Here is a 19,067-nt window from a genome sequence, read left to right on the forward strand (position 1 = left end):
GATCTTGCGACAGGCTCCCGCGCCGTACCGGCCTGGATTATTCACAAGATTTGCAATTGGGCAATTGGCCGGGCGGCAAAAATGTGCGAAGTTGCGAATATATTCGCAAACGCAGGACTTGGTTTGCCAAGATTGCGAATCTACCGGAAGGCATAGAGCGCCGGTTGCAGGACATCGCGCAGGACATTGCCATGCAGAAGAAGCTTTTCCTCGGCTACAAGCTGCGCCGTCTGCGCGAGCAGCGGGGCATGACCCAGGCGGCGCTGGCCAAGACGCTGGACCTGTCGCCCAGCTATCTGAATCAGCTGGAAAACAACCAGCGTCCGCTGACCCTGCCGGTGCTGCTGAAGGTCTCCGCCGTGTTCGAGGTGGACCTGTCCAACTTCGTGGAAGACGAGGACAGCCGCCTCGTCGCCGACCTGCGCGAGGCGCTGGCCGACCCGCTGTTCGCCGGGGCGCCGCTGACCAACGCAGAGCTGCGCAGCGCCGTCGGCTCCAGCCCCGAACTGGCCCGCCGCGTCCTCAGCCTCCATCAGGCCTATCAGAAACTGCACGAACGGGTGCAGTCGCTGGCCGACAGCCTGTCGAATCAGGAGCAGGACGACAGCTTCGCCGGCCCGCAGTTCCCCTACGAGGAGGTGCGGGACTATTTCCACTACTGCAACAACTACGTCGGCCCGCTGGACGAGGCGGCGGAACGGCTGTGGGACGCGGAGAAGATCCATTCCGGCGCCCTGCTGAACGAGTTGGCGGCCCTTCTGAAGCGCCGCCACGACGTGCGCGTGAAGATCGTCGCCGACGATGCCGAGACCGCCATGCGCAGCTATGACGAATCCACCGGCACGCTGCGCCTGTCCGCCTTGCTGAACGGGCCGAGCCGCGCTTTCCACATGGCCCACCAGATCGCCCTGCTCGGCTTCGGCGAGACCATCGAAGAGCTGGTGGCGCAGGCGAAATTCTCCAGCGAGGACGCGAAATCCATCTGCCGGGTCGGGCTTGCGAACTACTTCGCCGGCGCGCTGGTCATGCCCTACCGGGCCTTCGCCGCTCAGGCCCGCGCACTCCGCCACGACGTGGAGCAGCTGCAAAGCCGCTTCGGTGCCAGCTTCGAACAGGTCTGCCACCGCCTGTCCACCCTGCAGCGGCCGGGGGCGCGGGGCGTGCCCTTCTACTTCGTGCGCGTGGACATGGCCGGGAACATCACCAAGCGGCATTCCGCGACGCGCTTCCACTTCGCGCGATTCGGCGGCGCCTGCCCGCTGTGGAACGTGCACGAGGCCTTCGCCCAGCCCGGCAAGATCTTGGTGCAGTTCGCCCAGATGCCGGACCGCAGCACCTACATCGGCATCGCCCGCACCGTGACGAAGCGCGGCGGCGCCTACCTGAAACCGTCGCGTCAGTTCGCCGTGGGATTGGGCTGCGAGGCGACGCACGCCAACGAGATCGTCTACGCGGCAGGCATCGACACGTCGAACGTGGCGGCGGCGGTTCCCATCGGCGTGAACTGCCGCATCTGCGAACGCACCGACTGCCAGCAACGCGCCTTCCCGCCCATCGGCAGCCAACTAACCGTAAACGAATCCCACCGCAGCTTCGTGCCGTACCTGTTCACGCAAGCCGGCCGGGTGGATGAGAGCGCGTGAGTGAATGGCAGGGTAGCCTTTTACGAGGATTGCGCTACTCTCCGCGCCACAACCTCCGTAAGGTCCCTGCCATGCGCACGTCCGCTCGCCCGCTGCCCCAGAAGACCATCGGTGTCCTCGGCGGCATGAGCAATCAAGCCACGGCCGAGTATTACCGTCTCTTGAATGAAGGGCTGAACGCGCGTCTGGGCGGGTGGGACAACGGCGAGATCGTCATCGTCAGCGTCAATTTCGGCAACATCGAGCATTTTGTCCGGCAGGACGAATGGGATGCCGCCCACCGCTACCTGTCGGGAAAGGTGGATGCGCTGGAACAAGCCGGAGCCGACGTGATCCTGTGCGTGTCCAACACCATGCACCGTGTGGTGGAGCCGATCATGGCTGAACGCCGGACACCTTTCATTCACATCGCCGATCCCACAGGCGAGGAAATCCGGGCCACCGGACTGACGCGTGTCGGGCTTCTCGGAACAATGCCGGTGATGCGGTCTGATTACCTGCGTGCGCGGTTCAAGGACCGCTTCGGGGTGGAAACCCTGGTTCCTGCCGATCCGGAAAAGGAGACGATAGACCGGATCATCTTCGATGAACTGGTGCGGCGCGATCTGCGTCCGGAATCGAAGGCTCAGTACCTTGAAATCATCGACCGCCTGAAGGCTCAGGGTGCCGAGGGAGTGATCCTCGGCTGCACGGAAATTTTCCTGCTGGTAGATCAGGCGGACCGTCCATCCTTCCCCATGTTCAACACCACAGCGCTGCACACCGCCGCTGCCGTGAATTTCGCACTCGCGGATTAGGGACGATCCTTCACCGCCCCGATCAGGAATTCCTTGTTCCCTTCCGGTCCCGTGATCGGGCTTTCGGTGATGTCGAGCACGCGCCAGCCCGGCAGGGCGTCGAGCCACGCGCGGATGCGGTCGCAGACTTCCTGGTGAAGTTCCGGCTCGCGGACGACGCCGCCCTTGCCGACGCGACCCTTGCCGACCTCGAACTGCGGCTTGATGAGCGCGACGAGGCGACCGCCGGGCACGGTCAGGTTCAGGGCCGCCGGCAGCACCACCTCCAGCCCGATGAAGCTGGCGTCGCAAACCACGAGGTCCACCGGATCGGGGATTTCTGCCGTCGTCAGGTGGCGGGCGTTGGTTTTTTCCAGCACCACCACGCGCGGATCGTTGCGCAGCTTCCAGGCCAGTTGTCCGTGCCCGACGTCCACCGCATAGACCTTGGCGGCCCCGCGCGTCAGCAGCACGTCAGTGAAGCCGCCGGTCGAGGCGCCCACGTCTACGGCGGTCAGGCCGGTCGGGTCGATGCCAAACGTGTCCAGCCCCTTCACCAGCTTCAGGCCGCCACGCGACACCCATGGGTGGTCCTGCCCCTTGACCGACAGCGGGGCGTCCTCGGCGATCTGGTCGCCGGCCTTGTCGATGCGCTTGGTGTCGGAATAGACCAGCCCGGCGAGAATCAGCGCCTGCGCCTTCGCACGGCTTTCCGCCAGCCCGCGCTCGACCAGCGCCACATCCGCCCGCACCCGCGCCATCATACCCCTCCCGAATCCAAGGTGGGAGATCCATGGCGCAGGAACGGCCGTTCGGCAAGGGGGTTCGGCAAGGGCCGAAGCCCCCTCAGGCCGGCAGATCGAGCACGAAGCGGGTACCGGGAGCGTTCGACTCGGCGCGCAGCTTGCTCTTGAGCTGACCGGCGAAGGCCCGCGCAACCTTCATGCCCAGCGTGTCGGCGCGCGCGATGTCGAAGCCCGGCGGCAGGCCGCGCCCATGATCGGCGACGGTCAGGCGTCGGCCGCCTTCGGGAAGGGCCGTCAAACTGACCTCCACATCGCCCGGCGCGCCCGGAAGATAGGCGTACTTGATCGCGTTGCCGACCAGCTCGTTCACGATGAGGGCGAGCGGGATGACCGAATCCACCGGCAACACGGCATCGTCCGTCGTCACCACGATCCGGCGATCGGCACCGCCCGCCGCGAGGCTCGCTTCCATTTCCACGCAGGCATCGCGCAGGTAACCGGCGAAATCGACGCTGCTGCCGCGCCCGACGGCGTGGATGCGCTGGTGCGCCTGAGTCACCGTGCCTATGCGCCCGCAGGCCTCCTGAAAGGCGCGGCGCATGTCCGGATCCTTCGTGGACAGGGCCTGCAGCGTCAGCAGGCTGGACACCAGCTGGAGGGTGTTCTTGACCCGGTGGTTGATCTCCCGCAACTGCTGGTCGCCCGAGGCATCGGCGGCGGCAACCTCGCGCGCGGTCACCAGCAGCGCGCGCACCGCCCCATCCGCGCCGTCGCGCAGAGGCGTGACGTCAAGGTCCCAGGTCCGCTGGTCCGGCGTGCCGGCGCGGACCCGCGCTCGCTGGCCGGTGCGGTAAACCACGGACAACGCACCGGAATCCACCGCCGGGAACAGTGCGGCGATCCCCTGCCCCCTGACATCCTGCCCAGCCGTCAGGCCAAGCTCGCGGAAAGCGGCGTTGGCAAAACCGCAGCGGAGGTCATGCCCCTCCACCACGGCCGTCGGCGTCGGCGTGTGCTCCAGTATTTCGCGCAGGAAATTCGGATCGGAAAAGTCCAATCCAGACATTCCGTATGACGCATCAATGTTGTTTGGGCGAGTTCCGCCCCCGTCCGAGCCACGCCCAGCAGCGGCCGCGTACACCTGAGGCATATTCTGCAAACCCCTCGCCTCTTCACATTGGTTAATTTTTAATGTTTCCAAATTGTAAAGCAGCGGTACTTGCCATACCAGCGAAACAACCCGAAAAGCCGCTAGCAAATAGGGGTAGGTCTTTCAGGTAGGTCATAGAAACCCACCGGGGGAACCAGATGGCAGCGGGCTTTCTACCGCAGTCGCGTCAGCGATGAAAAGCAGCGATCACGCACCGCAACATCGCTTCCCGCACACCGTCGAACCAAACCGACGCATCGCGGAACAGGGCTTGGCCAACGCCATCACCGCGACAGCGTCGGCCAAAACCAGCCCTGAAGCAATTCGTCCTTACAGCGTGCCCGGATAGGACCCGCCGTCCAGAAGCACGTTCTGCCCGGTCATGAAGCCGGCCTGGGCGGAGCACAGGAAGGCGCACATCGCCCCGAATTCCGCCGGGTCGCCGAAGCGGCCGGCCGGGTTGGTGGCGCGCCGCGCATCCATCTCCTCGTCCACGCTGCGGCCGGCGGCCTTCGCCATGCCTTCCATGGTGGTGCGCAGCCGGTCGGTCTCGAACGGGCCGGGCAGCAGGTTGTTGATGGTCACGTTGTGCCGCACCGTCTGCCGCGACAGCCCGGCGACGAAGCCGGTCAGCCCCGCGCGCGCGCCGTTGGACAGGCCGAGGTTCGAAATCGGCGCCTTCACGGCCCCCGAGGTGACGTTGACGATGCGCCCGAACCTGCGGGCGATCATCCCGTCCACCGTCGCCTTGATCAGGAAGATCGGGGCCAGCATGTTGGCCTCCACGGCGCGGATCCAGTGTTCCCGCTCCCACTCGCGGAAATCGCCCGGCGGCGGGCCGCCCGCGTTGTTGATCAGGATGTCCGGCTCCGGACAGGCGGCCAGCGCCGCCGCGCGCCCTTCCTCCGTCGCGATGTCGCCGACCGCCGTGGTCACGGTGGCGCCCGTCGCCTTGCGGATCTCCTCAGCGGTGGCCTCCAGCAGGTCGCGGCCGCGCGCCGTGATGGTGACCTCGACGCCCTCGGCCGCCAGCGCCAGCGCGCAGGCCTTACCCAACCCCTTGCTGGCCGCGCACACGATGGCGCGCCGCCCGGCGATTCCCAGATCCATCCTCGTCTCCTCCCGTTTTGTCGTCGAGTTCCGCCAGCACCTCGCGGGCCAGCGGCACGGTCAGCGGCCGGTGCGCGGCCAGCGAGGCCCGGTCCAGCGCCGCCACCACCCGCCGCGCCGCATCCAGCGAGCGTTCCATCCGCGCCAGAAGGTAAGTGATCAGGTCCATTCCCGGCCGCAACTGCCGGTCGGCGAACAGCTTCACCAGAACGGCGGCGAGCAGCGCGTCGTCCGGCGCCTCCACCCCCACCGCCGGGGCCGCCTTGATGCGCGACCGCAGGTCGGCCAGCCGGGCGCGCCAGCGCGCGGGGGGCTTGCGCGACAGCAACAGCAGGTGTCCGCCCGAATCGCGGGCGAGGTTGTAGAGGTGGAACAGCGCCTCCTCGCGCGCCGGCTTGCCGGCCACCTTGTCAGCGTCCTCGACCACCACGGCGTTGGCCCTGGCGATCAGCCCCGGCAGGTCGGCGGTGTCCAGCGTCTCCCCATTCGCGATGGGCGCGTGGCTGCGCGCGCGCCAGACGTGGCCCAGATGCGTCTTGCCGCAGCCCGCCGGCCCGTACACCGTCAGCGCGGGCGCCGTCCAGCCCGGCCAGCGGTCGAGCCACGCCACCGCGTCCGCGTTGCTCGGCGCGACGAGAAAATCCTCGCACCCCATGGCCGGACGATGGCCCAGGTCGAGCGGAAGCTGGGCCCCCAGACTCATATGCCCAAACTCATGCCGGATCGCTCATGGCTCGACGGTTCCATTTCCGCGATAATAGGGGCTGGCGAGATACTGGCGCAGCGCGAACCGCGTCAAGACCCCGATCACCGCCGCCACCGGCACGGCCAGCAGGACACCGACGAAGCCGAACAGGCTGCCGCCGGCCAGCAGCGCGAAGATCACCCACACCGCGTGCAGCCCGACCTTCTCGCCGACCAGCTTCGGCGTCAGGACGTTGCCCTCCACCGCCTGCCCGAACAGGAAAATGCCGACCACGATGCCGACCCGCCACAACTCGTCGAACTGCAACAGCGCCAGCCCCGTGCTCGACACGAATCCGAACAGCGAGCCGACATAGGGAATGAAGGACAGCAGCCCCGCCACCAAGCCGATGACCAGCCCAAAGTCCAGACCCGCCGCCGACAGCGCCACCGCGTAGAATACCCCCAGCACGACGCAGACCAGCGCCTGCCCGCGCACGAAGCCGGCCAGCGTCGAGTCGACCTCGCGCGCCTGCTCCCGGATGGTCTCCGCATGATGCCGCGGCAGCCAGCTGTCCACCGTGGCGACCAGCACGTCCCAGTCGCGCATCAGGTAGAAGGCGACGATGGGCGTGATGAACAGAACCGACAGCACGTCGAACAGCGCCAGCCCGCCCGACAGGATCCGCGTCAGCATCCGCCCAACCCAGCCGACCACGTCGCCGGCGTAGGATCCGGCCGCGCCTCGCAGCCGCTCCACATCCTCCGGCGACAGGCGGTGGATCAGCCGGTCGAGCATCGGCAGCACGCGTTCGCGCAGCACGGTGGCGTAGTGCGGCAGCACCTCGATCAGATGCGCCACCTGCGCCTGGACCAGCGGCAGCAGCAGCAGCGCGAACAGCACCAACACCACGACGAAGGAGAGCAGCACCGTCGTGGTGGCCAGCCAGCGCGGCAGGCCCCAGCGCTCCAGCCGATCCACCACCGGGTCGAGCAGATAGGCGATGGCCAGCCCCGCCACGAAGGGCAGCAGCATGCCGGACAGCATCCACAGCGCCAGGACGAACAGTCCCAGCCCGATCAGCCAGAAGCGCAGCTGCTTGGCTGGGCTCACGGAACGCCCCCGTGCCGGTTGAACAGCAACCCGCCACGATAGACGTAGGCGAGGCCCGACAGCACCGTGGTCGCGACGCAAGTCCAGACCAGCAGTTCCGCGGCCGGCATCCCCGCCAGCTGGAACTCCGGCAGGCCCAGCCCGGCCGGCGCCAGCACGACGGCGACCAGGGCGATCTGCACCGCCGTGTTGATCTTGCTGATGTAGAGCGGCTGCATCGCCAGCGATTCCTTCAGCGTGTACAGCAGCATCACACCGCCGACGATCATCGCGTCGCGGAACACCACCAGGATGACCAACCATAGCGGCAGCTCGCCGACGTGGCCCAGCGACACATAGACGCTGACCAGCAGCGCCTTGTCGGCGATCGGGTCCAGATAGGCGCCCAGCACCGTGCGCGCCCGGAACATGCGCGCGACGGCCCCGTCCACCGCGTCCGAAATACCGGCCCCGACGAACAGCCAGAAGGCCACGCCCAGCTCGCCCGCCAGGATGAAATAGACGGCGACCGGCACGATCAGGATGCGGCCAAAGGTGATGATGTTCGGAATGCTCACCGCGCGCTCACCGGCAATGCAGGGGATTTTCCAATATATGCGTCATCCCCGCGAAGGCGGGGATCCAGGGCGCCTTGACAACACGTCGGCACGCCCTGGATTCCCGCTCTCGCGGGAATGACGATGACGGGGATCAATAGCGGCTCGGACCTGCGGCCGGCAGGGTGCCTAGGTTGCGCGGCGGCGCGCCCGGCGCGACACCGGCCGGCGCAGCGCCGTACGGCTGCGGCACCGCCATCGGGGCGGGGGCACCCATCGGGGCCGGCGCGCCGAGCGGCGCGGGGGCGGCCATCGGCGCGACTCCGCCTGCCGGCCCGGTCACCGGCGCAATCTCAGCCCCGGCGCCGCGCAGCAGCGGGCTCAGCTGCCAGTCGGACACGGGTGCGACCGGCAAACCCGGTTGCCCCACCGGCTGAACCGCCGCCGCCGCCGTGCGGGTCAGCCCTAGGTCGCGGCGCGCCAAGGCCTGCCGCAGGCGCTCCACGTCGCCGCGATGGGTCAGCGCCACCACGGCCTCGCTGCGGCTCATCGACACGATGTCGGCGCGGGTCACCGCCGGAACGCCGCCCAGACGCTTGCGGGTTTCCACCCAGTCGTCCAGGCGCGACAGCGGGACACGCACGATGGTCGACTGCTCCGGCCCGGTCGCCACCATGTTGTCGCGGCGCCAGGATTCGTCCACGGCGGCGGCCACGAAGGTCACGGCGCGGTTCAGGACATCGTCCGGCCGGTCGGAGGCGTCGGCCTTCACGTTGACCGCCTGCTCCTCCTTCGTGCCGTCCGGCGCATAGCGCGTCACATCGACGGTCAGCCCGCGCCCGAGGTCCGGCCCGGCCGCCGGCAAATCCGTCCGGGCGACGATCACGCCACCCGCGTTGTAGCGCTGGGCGATGCGGGCCAGGGCTTCCTGGTTGCCGGACAGCGCCTCGTTTACGCCGATGGCGGAGATGTCCGCCAGTTCCCCGTCCGGAACTACCAGCGGCACCAGCGATGCGCCGGTCCGGTTCTCCCACGCCTCGCGCCACGCGGTCCGGTCTTCCCACAGCACAGCGCGCCCATCGGTCACGGTGACCGGCAGCACGACGAAGGGGCGCGACGGCGGCTCGACGTACTGCTGCCCGCCGCCGGCCAGCGTCTCGCGCACCGCGTTGGGGCGGAAGCGCACGGTGATGGAGCCGACGTAGCGCGTCGCCGAGACCTTCTCGTCGTCGATCTCGAAGCCCTGGACCAGCCGGGCGAGGTCGTTGTCGGAGACTCGGGGGACGCTGGTTGCGGTCGGGACGAGGCGCTTGTACATCTCGGACCAGGCCTTCACCTGCGCCTCGCGAATCGCCTGATCGCGGGCGGCGTTGGCGTTGGCGGCGTTGACGTCCACCTTGACCCCGGACACGGTGAATCCGTCGGGCGAAACCGCTCCGGCGGCAGGCCCGGCCCCCACCCCAGCGGACGGCACGGCCACGGGTGGAGCGGCGGCCGGCGTTTGCGCCCCGGCGGGGCCGGCCGGAACGGCCAGAGCCACGATGACGGCGGCGAAGCCCGCAAACAGCGGCGCGCGGCGGCGGTGGAGCATTGCAATGCCTTCCGATTCGAGTATGTTCGGCCCGTTCCGACGGCCCAGCGATCGTGTGGCCCTGGTATATAGCTCAGCCCAAGCGAGGATACCATCAGCACCCAGTCTAATAACACGTCCGACGCCTACAAGCAGGCCGGCGTGGACATCGACGCGGGCAACGCGCTCGTTGACGCGATCAAGCCGCTCGCCCGTTCCACCGCGCGCCCCGGTTCCGACGCCGGGCTCGGCGGATTCGGTGCGCTGTTCGACCTGCGCGCGGCCGGGTATCGCGACCCGCTCCTGGTCGCCACCACCGACGGCGTCGGCACCAAGCTGAAGGTCGCCATCCTCGCGAATAAGCACGACACGGTCGGCATCGACCTCGTCGCGATGTGCGTAAACGACCTCGTGGTCCAGGGCGCGGAGCCGCTGCTGTTCCTCGACTACTACGCGACCGGCAAGCTGGACGTGGCCGCCGGCCGCGCCATCGTCGCCGGCATCGCCGAGGGTTGCCGCCAGGCCGGCTGCGCGCTGGTCGGCGGCGAGACGGCCGAGATGCCCGGCATGTATTCGGACGGCGACTACGACCTCGCCGGCTTCTCCGTGGGCGCCGTCGAGCGCGAGCATGCGCTGACCGGCTCCGCCGTGCAGGCGGGCGACGTGGTCATCGGCATGGCCTCCTCCGGCGTGCATTCCAACGGCTACTCGCTGGTGCGCAAGCTGGTCGAGAAGTCCGGCCTCGGCTACGATTCGGCCTGCCCGTGGGACGCCTCGAAGACGCTGGGCGACGCGCTGCTGACCCCGACGCGCATCTATGTGAAGAGCGCGCTGGCGGCCGTGCGCGCCGGCACGGTGCGGGCGCTGGCCCACATCACCGGCGGCGGCCTGATCGAGAACATTCCGCGCGTCCTGCCGGACGGGCTGGGCGTGACGCTGGACGCCGCCAAGTGGCCGCTGCCCCCGGTCTTCTCCTGGCTGATGACGACGGGCGGTCTGACGCCGCTGGACATGGCCCGCACCTTCAACTCCGGCCTCGGCATGATCGCCGTGGTTCCGGCGGACAAGGCGGAGCAGGCCATCGACATCCTGACCAAGGCCGGCGAGACGGTCTTCACCGTCGGCACCGTGCACGCGGTCAAGGACGGCGAGGCCCGCGTCACCGTCACCGGAATGGACACGGCATGGCGCGCCTGAAAATCGGCGTTTTGATCTCGGGCCGGGGCAGCAATTTGCAGGCGTTGATCGACGCCTGCGCCGCCCCGGACTTCCCGGCGGAGATCGCGCTGGTGCTCTCCAACAAGGCCGATGCTTTCGGTCTGGAGCGCGCCGCCAAGGCCGGCGTCCCCGGCGCCGTGGTCAGCCACCGCGACTTCCCCGGCGACAAGCAGGCCTTCGAGCAGGCCATGGACGCCAAGCTGCGCGAGGCCGGGGTCGAGCTGGTCTGCCTCGCCGGTTTCATGCGGCTGCTGTCGCCCTGGTTCGTGGAGCAGTGGCGCGACCGGCTGATCAACATCCACCCGTCGCTGCTACCCTCCTTCAAGGGGCTGGACACGCACGAGCGGGCTTTGGCCGCCGGGGTGCGCTTCCACGGCTGCACCGTCCATTACGTGCGCCCGGAGATGGACGAGGGGCCGATCATCGTGCAGGCAGCGGTTCCTGTCCTGCCCAGCGACGACGCCCACGCGCTGGGCGACCGCGTTCTGGACTCGGAACACCGCATCTACCCGCAGGCCGTCCGCCTGATCGCCGAGGGCCGCGCCCGCGTCGAGGGTGACGTGGTGGTGATCGACGGCGCAGTCCCGACCCAGCCGTCCGTCATCAATCCGCCGGCTTAAGCGGAGCCCTTGCCGGCACCGTTCGTGGTCCCCACATTCTCCGCCGGATCAAACGCCCAGAATGGGGGGACGAAATGGCGGTAACCGATCACGACGGTCACAATCCGGTCAGCGATGAGCTGGTGCGTGAACATGCGGCCGGCTGGCATGCCTTCACGCAATTCATGACCTACGGCACCGCCGCCGTGGTGGTCCTGCTGATCCTTATGGCGATTTTCCTGCTGTAAATCAGCGTATCCCCTCCCCCGCCGAAGGTGGGGGAGGGTTAGGGTGGGGGCCCGCCGCCCGCGCCTTACTGCCCCATCGTTTACTGCCCCGCCGGCAGCCGGCCCAGCAGCAGGTCGCGCACCTCGCCGACCAGCGAGTCCACCTGCGACTCCCAATCGTCCTGCCCGGTCTGGATCGCGTGCATGATCTGCGTCGCCAGATGAATGAGGGTCGCGCGCACGCAATCCTCCGGCGGGAAATCCAGGCCCACCTTATCGCGCAGGAAGACGCCTAACTGATCGGCGGAATTCCAGGGGTGCGTGATCACCGTGTTGAAGCCGCTGGTGCCCAGGAACACGGAATTCAGCGCGGTTGCCTGACGGTTGATGCCGTCGATGGCGGTGTCCTGGTCGATGTTTTCCTTCACCACTTCCTGGAACGCGGCAAGGCACTGGTCCACATAGCCGCGCACCAGCAATTCGACCACGCCCTGGTCGCCCAGATCATTGCGGCCCTGCACCAGCGGCGGCAGAGGTTCCAGCAATGCTGCGACAATCGGCTTGACGTCCTGGCGTTCCATCGTGGTGCTCCTTACGGTTACTTCCCCGAATACTCGACTTTGCGACTCCTGTCCATGACGGCTTCACCCCGCCAGGGGATAAGCCAAGGGACAAGTTCGTGACGCAAAAGCAAAGGGCCGCCCCGAACGGGACGGCCCTCGCTCAAATCACGAATCAACCGGCTGAATTCAGCCGACCAGCTCGATGCCGGCGAAGAAGAAGGCGATTTCCTGGGCGGCGGTCTCCGGGGCGTCCGAACCGTGCACCGAGTTGGCCTCGATCGACTCGGCGAACTCCTTGCGGATGGTGCCCTCGGCGGCGTTGGCCGGGTTGGTGGCGCCCATGATCTCGCGGTTGCGGGCGATGGCGTTCTCGCCTTCCAGAACCTGCAGGACCACCGGGCCGGAGATCATGAAGGACACGAGGTCGTTGAAGAACGGGCGCTCGCGATGCACGCCGTAGAACTGCTCGGCCTGGGCCTTCGACAGCTGGACGCGCTTCTGCGCGATGATGCGCAGGCCGCCGTCTTCGAACTTGGCGTTGATCTTGCCGGTCAGGTTGCGGCGGGTGGCGTCGGGCTTGATGATCGAGAGGGTCCGTTCGACGGCCATGGCGGTGGGCTCCTGGTTGGGGCTTTGCCTTGTTGAAGGCATTAAAGGCGCCGCAGGATAGGCCAGGGCGCCGGTTGCGCGGCGTTATATAGGCGCTTTGCGGCAACGGCAACCGCTTCGTGGCAGCCCCCGCCATGGCAGCCATATCGGCGTTGCCCCACCCGTGTCCCTTCAAATCGGGGGTGGCTCGTGTTACATCCGGCCCCAAGATGCTGCACATCAACGACCTGACGTTCCGCTACGGCGGACGCGTGCTGTTCGACCACGCCACCGCCGTGGTGTCGAAGGGCCATCGCGTGGCCTTGGTCGGCCGCAACGGCACCGGCAAATCGACGCTGCTGAAGCTCATCGCCGGCCAGCTCCAGACGGACGCCGGCGCCCTCACCGTGCCGGCCGGCACCAAGATCGGCATGGTCGCGCAGGAGGCGCCCAGCGGCTCCACCACCCTGATCGACGCGGTCCTGGCCGCCGATACGGAGCGCACCGCTCTGCTGGCGGAGGCGGAGACCGCCACCGACCCCATGCGCATCGGCGAAATCCACGCCCGCCTTGCCGACATCGAAGCGCACTCCGCCCCGTCGCGCGCGGCGCAGGTGCTCTCCGGCCTCGGCTTCGACGCGGAGGCTCAAGCCCGTCCCTGCTCAGACTTCTCCGGCGGCTGGCGGATGCGCGTGGCGCTGGCCGGCGTGCTGTTCGCGCGGCCCGACCTGCTGCTGCTGGACGAGCCGACGAACCACCTCGACCTCGAAGCCACGCTGTGGCTTGAGAGCTATCTCAAGAACTACCCGCACACGATCCTGCTGGTCAGCCACGACCGCGACCTGCTGAACTCCGTGCCGACCACGACCATCCACGTGGACAACGGCAAGCTGGTCACCTACGCCGGCAACTACGACCAGTTCCTCCGCCAGCGCCGCGCCAACGCCGAGCGCCTGCAGGCCATGGCCGCCAAGCAGGAGGCCAAGCGCAAGCACATGCAGTCCTTCATCGACCGCTTCCGCGCCAAGGCCACCAAGGCCCGCCAGGCGCAGAGCCGCATGAAGGCGCTGGAGAAGATGGAATCCATCACGCTGATGGAGGACGACGCCGAGGTCGTCTTCAACTTCCCCCAGCCGGACGAGATGGCCCCACCGCTGATCGCGCTGGACAACGTCACCATCGGCTATGGCGACAAGGCGATCCTGCGCCGCGTCAACCTGCGCATTGACATGGACGACCGCATCGCCCTGCTGGGCGCCAACGGCAACGGCAAGTCCACGCTGGTGAAGCTGCTCGCCGGCCGCCTGCCGGCCATGGACGGCGAGATGCGCCGGCCGTCGAAGCTGCGCGTCGGCTATTTCGCCCAGCATCAGCAGGATGAGCTGGACCTGTCGCTCACCCCCATCCAGCAGACCCAGCGCATCATGCCGCTGGCGCCGGAGGAAAAGGTGCGCGCCCACCTCGGCCGGTTCGGCTTCCAGCAGAGCAAGGCCGAGACCCGCATTTCCGACCTCTCCGGCGGCGAGAAGGCGCGCCTGCTGCTCGCGCTGATGAGCCGCGAGACGCCGCACATCCTGATGCTGGACGAGCCCACGAACCACCTGGACGTGGACAGCCGCGAAGCTCTCATCGAGGCGATCAACGGGTTCGAGGGCGCCGTCATCCTCATCAGCCACGACCCGCACCTGATCGAACTGACCGCCGACCGCCTGCTGCTGGTCGCCGACGGCACCGTGCAGGCCTATGACGGCGACCTCGACGACTACCGCCGCTACCTGCTGGAGCGTGCCCGCGCCGACCGCCAGGGCGGACGCGGCGACACCGCCGACGCCGGCCCCAGCCGCAAGGACCAGCGCCGCGCCGCCGCCGAGGCGCGCGCCTCTCTGGCGCCCTTGAAGAAGAAGGCGACCGACGCCGAAGCCCTGGTCCACAAGCTGACCGAAGAGAAGCGGAAGATCGAAGCCAAGCTGGCCGACCCCACTCTCTACACCGGCCCCAGCGACAAGCTGCAGAAGCTCCAGATCGACCTGGGCGTGGTGGACAAGAAGCTGTCCGCCGCCGAGGAAAGCTGGCTGGAACTGCTGGAGACTTATGAGAGCGCGGCGGCGGAGGCCGGCGTATGAGCGCGTCAGACGAATTGGCCCTCTCCTCCATTGCCGCCGAAGACATGGTGGAGGAACGCACCTCCGACGTTCTGGCGGCCTTCCGCGCCAACCTGCCGGGCGAGCGGGTATCGCTGGGCGACCTGATCCAGGCGCTGGGCGACCGGTCGCTGGGCACCATCCTGCTGGCCCTGTCGCTGCCCACGGTGGCGCCGGTGCCGCTGGGCGTGTCCTGCCTGTTCGACCTGCCGATTCTGCTGTATTCCGCCCAGATGGCCTTCGGCCGGCGGGGTGCCGCCCTGCCCGACTGGCTGCTGCACCGGTCGGTCAGCCGCAAGATGGCCGGCCGCATGATCGACGCCGCCATGCCGCGCCTGACCGGCATCGAGCGCATGCTGAAGCCCCGAGTCTCCCGCTTCGCCGACATCGACCGCGAGCGCTGGTTCGGTTTCCTGATCCTGCTTCTCTCGCTGACCTGCGTCGTGCCGTTGCCGCTCACCGGCTGGTTGCCGGGCTTCGCGCTTGTTCTTCTCTCCCTCGGCCTGATCGAGCGCGACGGCGCGGCCATCGCGGTCAGCCTCGCCCTCACCGTCGCGGCGCTGGTGTTCTTCGTGGTCGTGCTGAGCGGCCTGTCCTACGCCGGTCAGGAACTCCTCGCCTTAACTCCATAGACATAGCCTTCGGCCGTCCAGTGGGTTGCAGGGTGCGGTCGATTGCGACATAAGTGCGCTTAGGGAATGCTTGGTTCGGGACCCCTTGGGGCTCTTGCTTGTTTAGCCCCGGGGCAATCGCTCAACAGCCAACGGCGAAAGGCCGATCTATGACACCAACGGAATTCACCGTCGCCGAAAAATCAAAAAGCGGCAAGACGCCGCCGGCCGCGTGGCTATTCTTCCAGCGTTGGATGGCAAATCCCCTTTCGATGGGTTCGGTTACTCCGTCTTCTCCAGCCCTTTGCAAGTTGATCCGGCAGAATCTTGTCTGCGGCCCCGATCAGGTCATCGTGGAGTTCGGCGGCGGCACCGGCGCGATCACCCGCGCCCTGCTCGAATCCGGCATTCCGGGCGACCGCATCTACAGCTTCGAAATCGACGACCACCTCGCCCGCTTTCTGCGCGGCCATTACCCGGACGTGAACGTCATTCATGACGACTGCCGGAAGGTGGCGGAAATCCTCGGCCCCAACCTCGTCGGCAAGGTCGGCACCGTGGTCATCGGCATCCCGATGCTCAACATGCCGATGACGGTCCAGAAGGAGGTCGTGGAGGCCTGCTTCAGCGTCCTGCCCGAAGGCAGCCGCTTCATCCTCTACACCTACACCATCGGATCGCCGCTGAACCAGAAGGCGCTGGGCATCAAGGGCAAGCGCCTGGGCTTCACCCCGCGCAACATCCCGCCGGCCTCGGTCTGGGGCTACTGGAAGGCGTAGATAAGGCGCGGCTGTTGGGTTTCGCCAACGCTCAACCCGACACGCCCCCTCACGGCTTCTTCGGCGCCATCCGCAGCAGCGAGTCGGTCCAAGCCGCCGGCAGCAGTGCCAGCAGCCACACCGCCGCCGCCATCGGTGCGGGGAACGAGATTCGCCCCTTGTTCCCCGCCAGCGCCCGCTTGATGACCCGCGCCGCCGCCGGCGTCTCCATCAGGAACGGCATCGGAAAGCGGTTCACCGCCGTCATGCGGCTCTTCACGAATCCGGGGCAGATCACCGACACCCCGATCCCCTGCCCCGCCAGTTCGCCGCGCAGCGATTCCCCATACACCCGCACCGCCGCCTTGCTGGCGCAGTAGGCCGGCGCGCCCGGCATGCCCCGAAACCCGGCCAGCGAGGCCATCAGCGCAATCTGCCCCCGCCCCCGCGCCTGCATGCGCGGCAGCAGCGGATGCACCGTGTTCAGAACGCCATCCAGGTTAACCCGGAAGATTCGTCGCGCCTGCTCCTCGCTTTCCGTCCCGTCGCCGGTCCCTGCCGAAATGCCGGCGTTGGCGATGACCAGATCAACCGGTGCCCGCGCGTCCACCGCCGCCAGCCACTCCGCCATGGCGTCCCGGTCCGCCGCGTCGAGCACCACGCCATCCACCTGCGCGCTCAGGCCCCGGCACCGCTCCGCGACGGCGGCCAGCCGCCCCGGATCGCGCCCGGTCAACGCCAGCGTTACTCCCGGAGCGGCATAGGCATAAGCCAGCTCCTCCCCGATTCCGCTGGAAGCCCCGGTGATGACGATGGAGCGCGGATTCCGCATAGTCCCCTCAATGCTTGTTGCCTCGTCCTGCCGCCGCTATAACTTGAGCCGCAAGATCCCACAAATTGTAGTCGAGGCCGTTTTGTCCGCCCAACGCCCCGCTGTCTCCAGCATGACCGGCTTCGCACGCGTGGACGGGCACGCCGAGGGTTATTCCTGGACCTTTGAGGTCAAGAGCGTCAATGGGCGCAACCTCGACATCCGTTGCCGCCAGCCTTCGGGCTTCGACACCATCGAGGCGGCGGCCCGCGCCGAGATGCCCAAGCGGCTCGCGCGCGGCAGCGTCAACCTGAACCTGACGGTCAACCGCAGCCAGTCCGTGGCGCAGCTGCGCATCAACCGCGAGCTGCTGGCCCAGGTGCTGGAGCTGGCGCGCGAGATCGAAGGCGCCGGGGCCGCCGCGCCGCGCCTCGACTCCCTGCTCGCCGTGCGTGGCATCATCGAGCCGGTCGAAGAGGACGAAACCGAAGCACGCGAGCGCGTCGAGGCCGCCCTGAAGGCCGACCTCGCCCGCGTCATCGACCAGCTGGTTGCGGCGCGCCTGTCCGAAGGCGCCCGCCTCGTCACCGTGCTGAACGGCCATCTCGACGAGATTGAACGCCTGATCGACGCCGCGTCGGCCTGCGCCAGCACCCAGCCCGAGGCATTGCGCGAGCGCCTGCGCCATCAGGTCGCCGCCCTGCTCGACGCGTCCCCAGCCCTCCCCGAGGAGCGTCTCGCCCAGGAAGCCGCCATCCTCATCGCCAAGGCCGACGTGCGCGAGGAGATGGACCGCCTGCGCGCCCACATCCAGGCCGCCCGTGACATGCTGAAGGAGGGCGGCGCCATCGGCCGCCGCTTCGACTTCCTGTGCCAGGAGTTCAACCGCGAGGCCAACACGCTCTGCTCCAAGTCCGCCGACGTGGAGCTGACCCGCATCGGTCTGTCGCTGAAGGCCTCCATCGAACAGCTGCGCGAGCAGGTCCAGAATATTGAGTAATCAGGCGAGCGATCAGAAGGCCATGGCCCCGACTTCTTCCCCCAAAGATATCACGCGGCGCGGTCTGATGCTGGTCCTGTCCTCGCCGTCCGGCGCTGGCAAGACCACCATTTCCCGCCGCTTGCTCGACCGCGACCCCGGCATCACCATGTCGGTGTCGGTGACCACGCGCCCGATGCGCCCCGGCGAGCAGCCGGGCGTCGACTACTATTTCGTGGACATGCCGGAGTTCGACCGCATGGCCGAGGAGGGTGAGCTGCTGGAGCACGCCCGCGTCTTCGGCAACTGCTACGGTACCCCGCGCAGCACGGTGGAACAGGCGCTGGGCGCCGGCCGCGACGTTCTGTTCGACATCGACTGGCAAGGCACGCAGCAGCTGGCCGCCAACGCCCGCGCCGACCTCGTCAGCATTTTCGTCCTTCCGCCGTCCGGCGAGGAGCTGGAGCGCCGCCTGCACACCCGCGCCCAGGATTCGGCCGAGGTGATCGCCCAGCGCATGGCCAAGGCGTCGGACGAGATCAGCCATTGGGCCGAATACGACTACGTCATCGTAAACCACGACGTGGACGAGAGCGTGGCCTCCGTGCAGGCTATCCTGCGCGCCGAACGCCTGCGCCGCACCCGTCAGGTCGGCCTGCCCGGCTTCGTCCAGCGCGTCCAGGCCGCGCTTTAGGAACCCACCCAGACCGCCGCTGTTGACGACTCACGACGCCGTTTCAGCGAAAGTGAGTCGTCCATGGCGAAGTCGATGGCGAAAAGATTCAAGCTTCCCAAGAAGATCGGCGGCGTGAAGGTGCCCAGGCATCTTCGCAAGTCGAGCAAGTCCCTGGCCGGGTTCCTGGCCTCGCCCCTTGGGCGGGAACTGGCCGCCGCCGCGCTGACCGCGATGGCCGGGGTGCTCGCCGGCAACAAACAGGCCCGAGAGGCGGTCGCCGACACCGGCCGAGAGGTGGCACACACCGGGGGCAAGGCGGCGGGCGCTGTCGGTTCCGTGGCGCGCACCGTTGCCGAAGCCGCCATTGGGGCTGTGGCCGACGCCGTGCAGGGCTCCGGCGATTCCGACAAGGGCAACCGCAGACGACCGTCCGATAACGCGCCCCACACCCACTAAGAGCGCCTTCTTCTGTAATCGGGCCGGTTCGGTCAAGCCTCTCCCGCCGTGATCTCGTCGCAGGGCTCATGCTTCTGTCCGTGGTCGGCATGGAGCCGCCACATGATGCGA

The 19,067-nt window shown here is 67.9% G+C and carries 21 protein-coding genes; 11 read left to right on the plus strand and 10 right to left on the minus strand.

Features of this window, described 5'->3' with window-relative positions; genetic code table 11:
- Positions 1 to 191 precede the first annotated feature (191 nt).
- Positions 192 to 1,643: a helix-turn-helix domain-containing protein gene (locus J2852_RS16570; RefSeq protein WP_209877435.1), complete on the plus strand. Its 1,452-nt coding sequence runs from the start codon at positions 192 to 194 to the stop codon at positions 1,641 to 1,643.
- A gap of 71 nt (positions 1,644 to 1,714) precedes the next feature.
- Positions 1,715 to 2,440, plus strand: coding sequence for an aspartate/glutamate racemase family protein (locus J2852_RS16575; protein ID WP_209877437.1), 726 nt, complete (start codon positions 1,715 to 1,717; stop codon positions 2,438 to 2,440).
- Here the strand turns inward: J2852_RS16575 and J2852_RS16580 are convergent.
- From J2852_RS16580 to J2852_RS32060, 7 genes are all read right to left on the minus strand, one after another.
- The gene (locus tag J2852_RS16580; RefSeq protein WP_209877504.1) at positions 2,437 to 3,180 is read right to left on the minus strand and encodes a TlyA family RNA methyltransferase; all 744 of its coding nucleotides are present in this window, start codon (positions 3,178 to 3,180) and stop codon (positions 2,437 to 2,439) included. The genes J2852_RS16575 and J2852_RS16580 overlap by 4 nt on opposite strands.
- An 85-nt stretch (positions 3,181 to 3,265) precedes the next feature.
- Positions 3,266 to 4,222: a sensor histidine kinase gene (locus tag J2852_RS16585; protein ID WP_246499727.1), complete on the minus strand. Its 957-nt coding sequence runs from the start codon at positions 4,220 to 4,222 to the stop codon at positions 3,266 to 3,268.
- Between the two features lie 423 nt (positions 4,223 to 4,645).
- The gene (locus J2852_RS16590; RefSeq protein ID WP_209877441.1) at positions 4,646 to 5,425 is read right to left on the minus strand and encodes an SDR family oxidoreductase; all 780 of its coding nucleotides are present in this window, start codon (positions 5,423 to 5,425) and stop codon (positions 4,646 to 4,648) included.
- Positions 5,364 to 6,128 carry an HdaA/DnaA family protein gene (locus J2852_RS16595; protein ID WP_209877443.1) on the minus strand — a complete coding sequence of 255 codons (765 nt, stop codon included), beginning with the start codon at positions 6,126 to 6,128 and terminating at the stop codon, positions 5,364 to 5,366. Before J2852_RS16595 ends, J2852_RS16590 begins: the two co-directional genes overlap by 62 nt.
- A 24-nt stretch (positions 6,129 to 6,152) precedes the next feature.
- The gene (locus J2852_RS16600; protein WP_209877445.1) at positions 6,153 to 7,223 is read right to left on the minus strand and encodes an AI-2E family transporter; all 1,071 of its coding nucleotides are present in this window, start codon (positions 7,221 to 7,223) and stop codon (positions 6,153 to 6,155) included.
- Entirely contained in the window at positions 7,220 to 7,780 is a 561-nt protein-coding gene (locus J2852_RS16605) for a CDP-alcohol phosphatidyltransferase family protein (RefSeq protein WP_209877447.1), read from the minus strand. The genes J2852_RS16600 and J2852_RS16605 overlap by 4 nt, the downstream gene beginning before the upstream one ends.
- 133 nt (positions 7,781 to 7,913) lie before the next feature.
- Positions 7,914 to 9,350, minus strand: a complete 1,437-nt coding sequence (locus J2852_RS32060; protein WP_209877449.1) for a DUF2066 domain-containing protein — start codon at positions 9,348 to 9,350, stop codon at positions 7,914 to 7,916.
- A 93-nt stretch (positions 9,351 to 9,443) separates the two neighbouring features.
- Here J2852_RS32060 and purM point away from each other — a divergent pair, with 93 nt between their 5' ends.
- From purM to J2852_RS16625, 3 genes are all read left to right on the plus strand, one after another.
- A complete protein-coding gene (gene purM, locus J2852_RS16615) occupies positions 9,444 to 10,526 on the plus strand; it encodes a phosphoribosylformylglycinamidine cyclo-ligase (protein WP_209877506.1) in 1,083 nt (360 codons plus the stop codon).
- The gene (gene purN, locus J2852_RS16620) at positions 10,514 to 11,167 is read left to right on the plus strand and encodes a phosphoribosylglycinamide formyltransferase (protein ID WP_209877451.1); all 654 of its coding nucleotides are present in this window, start codon (positions 10,514 to 10,516) and stop codon (positions 11,165 to 11,167) included. The genes purM and purN overlap by 13 nt, the downstream gene beginning before the upstream one ends.
- 74 nt (positions 11,168 to 11,241) lie before the next feature.
- Positions 11,242 to 11,394 carry an aa3-type cytochrome c oxidase subunit IV gene (locus tag J2852_RS16625; RefSeq protein ID WP_209877453.1) on the plus strand — a complete coding sequence of 51 codons (153 nt, stop codon included), beginning with the start codon at positions 11,242 to 11,244 and terminating at the stop codon, positions 11,392 to 11,394.
- Positions 11,395 to 11,474: 80 nt separating this feature from the next.
- Here the strand turns inward: J2852_RS16625 and J2852_RS16630 are convergent, their stop codons facing one another.
- A complete protein-coding gene (locus J2852_RS16630; protein ID WP_209877455.1) occupies positions 11,475 to 11,954 on the minus strand; it encodes a hypothetical protein in 480 nt (159 codons plus the stop codon).
- A gap of 168 nt (positions 11,955 to 12,122) precedes the next feature.
- Positions 12,123 to 12,545, minus strand: a complete 423-nt coding sequence (ndk, locus tag J2852_RS16635; protein WP_209877457.1) for a nucleoside-diphosphate kinase — start codon at positions 12,543 to 12,545, stop codon at positions 12,123 to 12,125.
- A gap of 209 nt (positions 12,546 to 12,754) precedes the next feature.
- Between ndk and J2852_RS16640 the strand changes: the two genes are divergently transcribed.
- The 3 genes from J2852_RS16640 to J2852_RS16650 all read left to right on the plus strand — a co-directional run bounded on the left by J2852_RS16640 (position 12,755) and on the right by J2852_RS16650 (position 16,055).
- The gene (locus tag J2852_RS16640) at positions 12,755 to 14,647 is read left to right on the plus strand and encodes an ABC-F family ATP-binding cassette domain-containing protein (protein WP_209877508.1); all 1,893 of its coding nucleotides are present in this window, start codon (positions 12,755 to 12,757) and stop codon (positions 14,645 to 14,647) included.
- Positions 14,644 to 15,297 (plus strand): exopolysaccharide biosynthesis protein, encoded by a 654-nt coding sequence (locus J2852_RS16645; RefSeq protein WP_209877458.1) that lies wholly within the window; start codon positions 14,644 to 14,646, stop codon positions 15,295 to 15,297. The genes J2852_RS16640 and J2852_RS16645 overlap by 4 nt, the downstream gene beginning before the upstream one ends.
- A 290-nt stretch (positions 15,298 to 15,587) precedes the next feature.
- Positions 15,588 to 16,055, plus strand: coding sequence for a class I SAM-dependent methyltransferase (locus tag J2852_RS16650; RefSeq protein WP_246499729.1), 468 nt, complete (start codon positions 15,588 to 15,590; stop codon positions 16,053 to 16,055).
- A 49-nt stretch (positions 16,056 to 16,104) separates the two neighbouring features.
- Here the strand turns inward: J2852_RS16650 and J2852_RS16655 are convergent, their stop codons facing one another.
- Entirely contained in the window at positions 16,105 to 16,866 is a 762-nt protein-coding gene (locus J2852_RS16655) for an SDR family NAD(P)-dependent oxidoreductase (protein WP_209877462.1), read from the minus strand.
- Positions 16,867 to 16,978: 112 nt separating this feature from the next.
- Here J2852_RS16655 and J2852_RS16660 point away from each other — a divergent pair, with 112 nt between their 5' ends.
- The 3 genes from J2852_RS16660 to J2852_RS16670 all read left to right on the plus strand — a co-directional run bounded on the left by J2852_RS16660 (position 16,979) and on the right by J2852_RS16670 (position 18,956).
- Entirely contained in the window at positions 16,979 to 17,845 is an 867-nt protein-coding gene (locus J2852_RS16660; protein ID WP_209877465.1) for a YicC/YloC family endoribonuclease, read from the plus strand.
- A 67-nt stretch (positions 17,846 to 17,912) separates the two neighbouring features.
- Positions 17,913 to 18,518 (plus strand): guanylate kinase, encoded by a 606-nt coding sequence (gmk, locus tag J2852_RS16665; protein WP_246499731.1) that lies wholly within the window; start codon positions 17,913 to 17,915, stop codon positions 18,516 to 18,518.
- 63 nt (positions 18,519 to 18,581) lie between these two features.
- Positions 18,582 to 18,956 carry a hypothetical protein gene (locus J2852_RS16670; protein ID WP_209877469.1) on the plus strand — a complete coding sequence of 125 codons (375 nt, stop codon included), beginning with the start codon at positions 18,582 to 18,584 and terminating at the stop codon, positions 18,954 to 18,956.
- Positions 18,957 to 19,067 lie beyond the last annotated feature (111 nt).

The organism is Azospirillum soli, assembly GCF_017876165.1.
Classification (GTDB): Bacteria; Pseudomonadota; Alphaproteobacteria; order Azospirillales; family Azospirillaceae; genus Azospirillum; species Azospirillum soli.

Bases quoted from the DNA above. Each gene is read 5' to 3' on its own strand.
- J2852_RS16625 (WP_209877453.1), top strand. From the start codon at position 11,242: ATGGCGGTAACCGATCACGACGGTCACAATCCGGTCAGCGATGAGCTG.
- J2852_RS16640 (WP_209877508.1), top strand. From the start codon at position 12,755: ATGCTGCACATCAACGACCTGACGTTCCGCTACGGCGGACGCGTGCTG.
- J2852_RS16670 (WP_209877469.1), top strand. From the start codon at position 18,582: ATGGCGAAGTCGATGGCGAAAAGATTCAAGCTTCCCAAGAAGATCGGC.
- J2852_RS16655 (WP_209877462.1), bottom strand. From the start codon at position 16,866: ATGCGGAATCCGCGCTCCATCGTCATCACCGGGGCTTCCAGCGGAATC.
- J2852_RS16660 (WP_209877465.1), top strand. From the start codon at position 16,979: ATGACCGGCTTCGCACGCGTGGACGGGCACGCCGAGGGTTATTCCTGG.
- J2852_RS32060 (WP_209877449.1), bottom strand. From the start codon at position 9,350: ATGCTCCACCGCCGCCGCGCGCCGCTGTTTGCGGGCTTCGCCGCCGTC.
- J2852_RS16630 (WP_209877455.1), bottom strand. From the start codon at position 11,954: ATGGAACGCCAGGACGTCAAGCCGATTGTCGCAGCATTGCTGGAACCT.
- J2852_RS16645 (WP_209877458.1), top strand. From the start codon at position 14,644: ATGAGCGCGTCAGACGAATTGGCCCTCTCCTCCATTGCCGCCGAAGAC.
- J2852_RS16580 (WP_209877504.1), bottom strand. From the start codon at position 3,180: ATGGCGCGGGTGCGGGCGGATGTGGCGCTGGTCGAGCGCGGGCTGGCG.
- J2852_RS16570 (WP_209877435.1), top strand. From the start codon at position 192: ATGCAGAAGAAGCTTTTCCTCGGCTACAAGCTGCGCCGTCTGCGCGAG.
- ndk (WP_209877457.1), bottom strand. From the start codon at position 12,545: ATGGCCGTCGAACGGACCCTCTCGATCATCAAGCCCGACGCCACCCGC.
- J2852_RS16595 (WP_209877443.1), bottom strand. From the start codon at position 6,128: ATGAGTCTGGGGGCCCAGCTTCCGCTCGACCTGGGCCATCGTCCGGCC.
- J2852_RS16575 (WP_209877437.1), top strand. From the start codon at position 1,715: ATGCGCACGTCCGCTCGCCCGCTGCCCCAGAAGACCATCGGTGTCCTC.
- gmk (WP_246499731.1), top strand. From the start codon at position 17,913: ATGCTGGTCCTGTCCTCGCCGTCCGGCGCTGGCAAGACCACCATTTCC.
- J2852_RS16590 (WP_209877441.1), bottom strand. From the start codon at position 5,425: ATGGATCTGGGAATCGCCGGGCGGCGCGCCATCGTGTGCGCGGCCAGC.
- purN (WP_209877451.1), top strand. From the start codon at position 10,514: ATGGCGCGCCTGAAAATCGGCGTTTTGATCTCGGGCCGGGGCAGCAAT.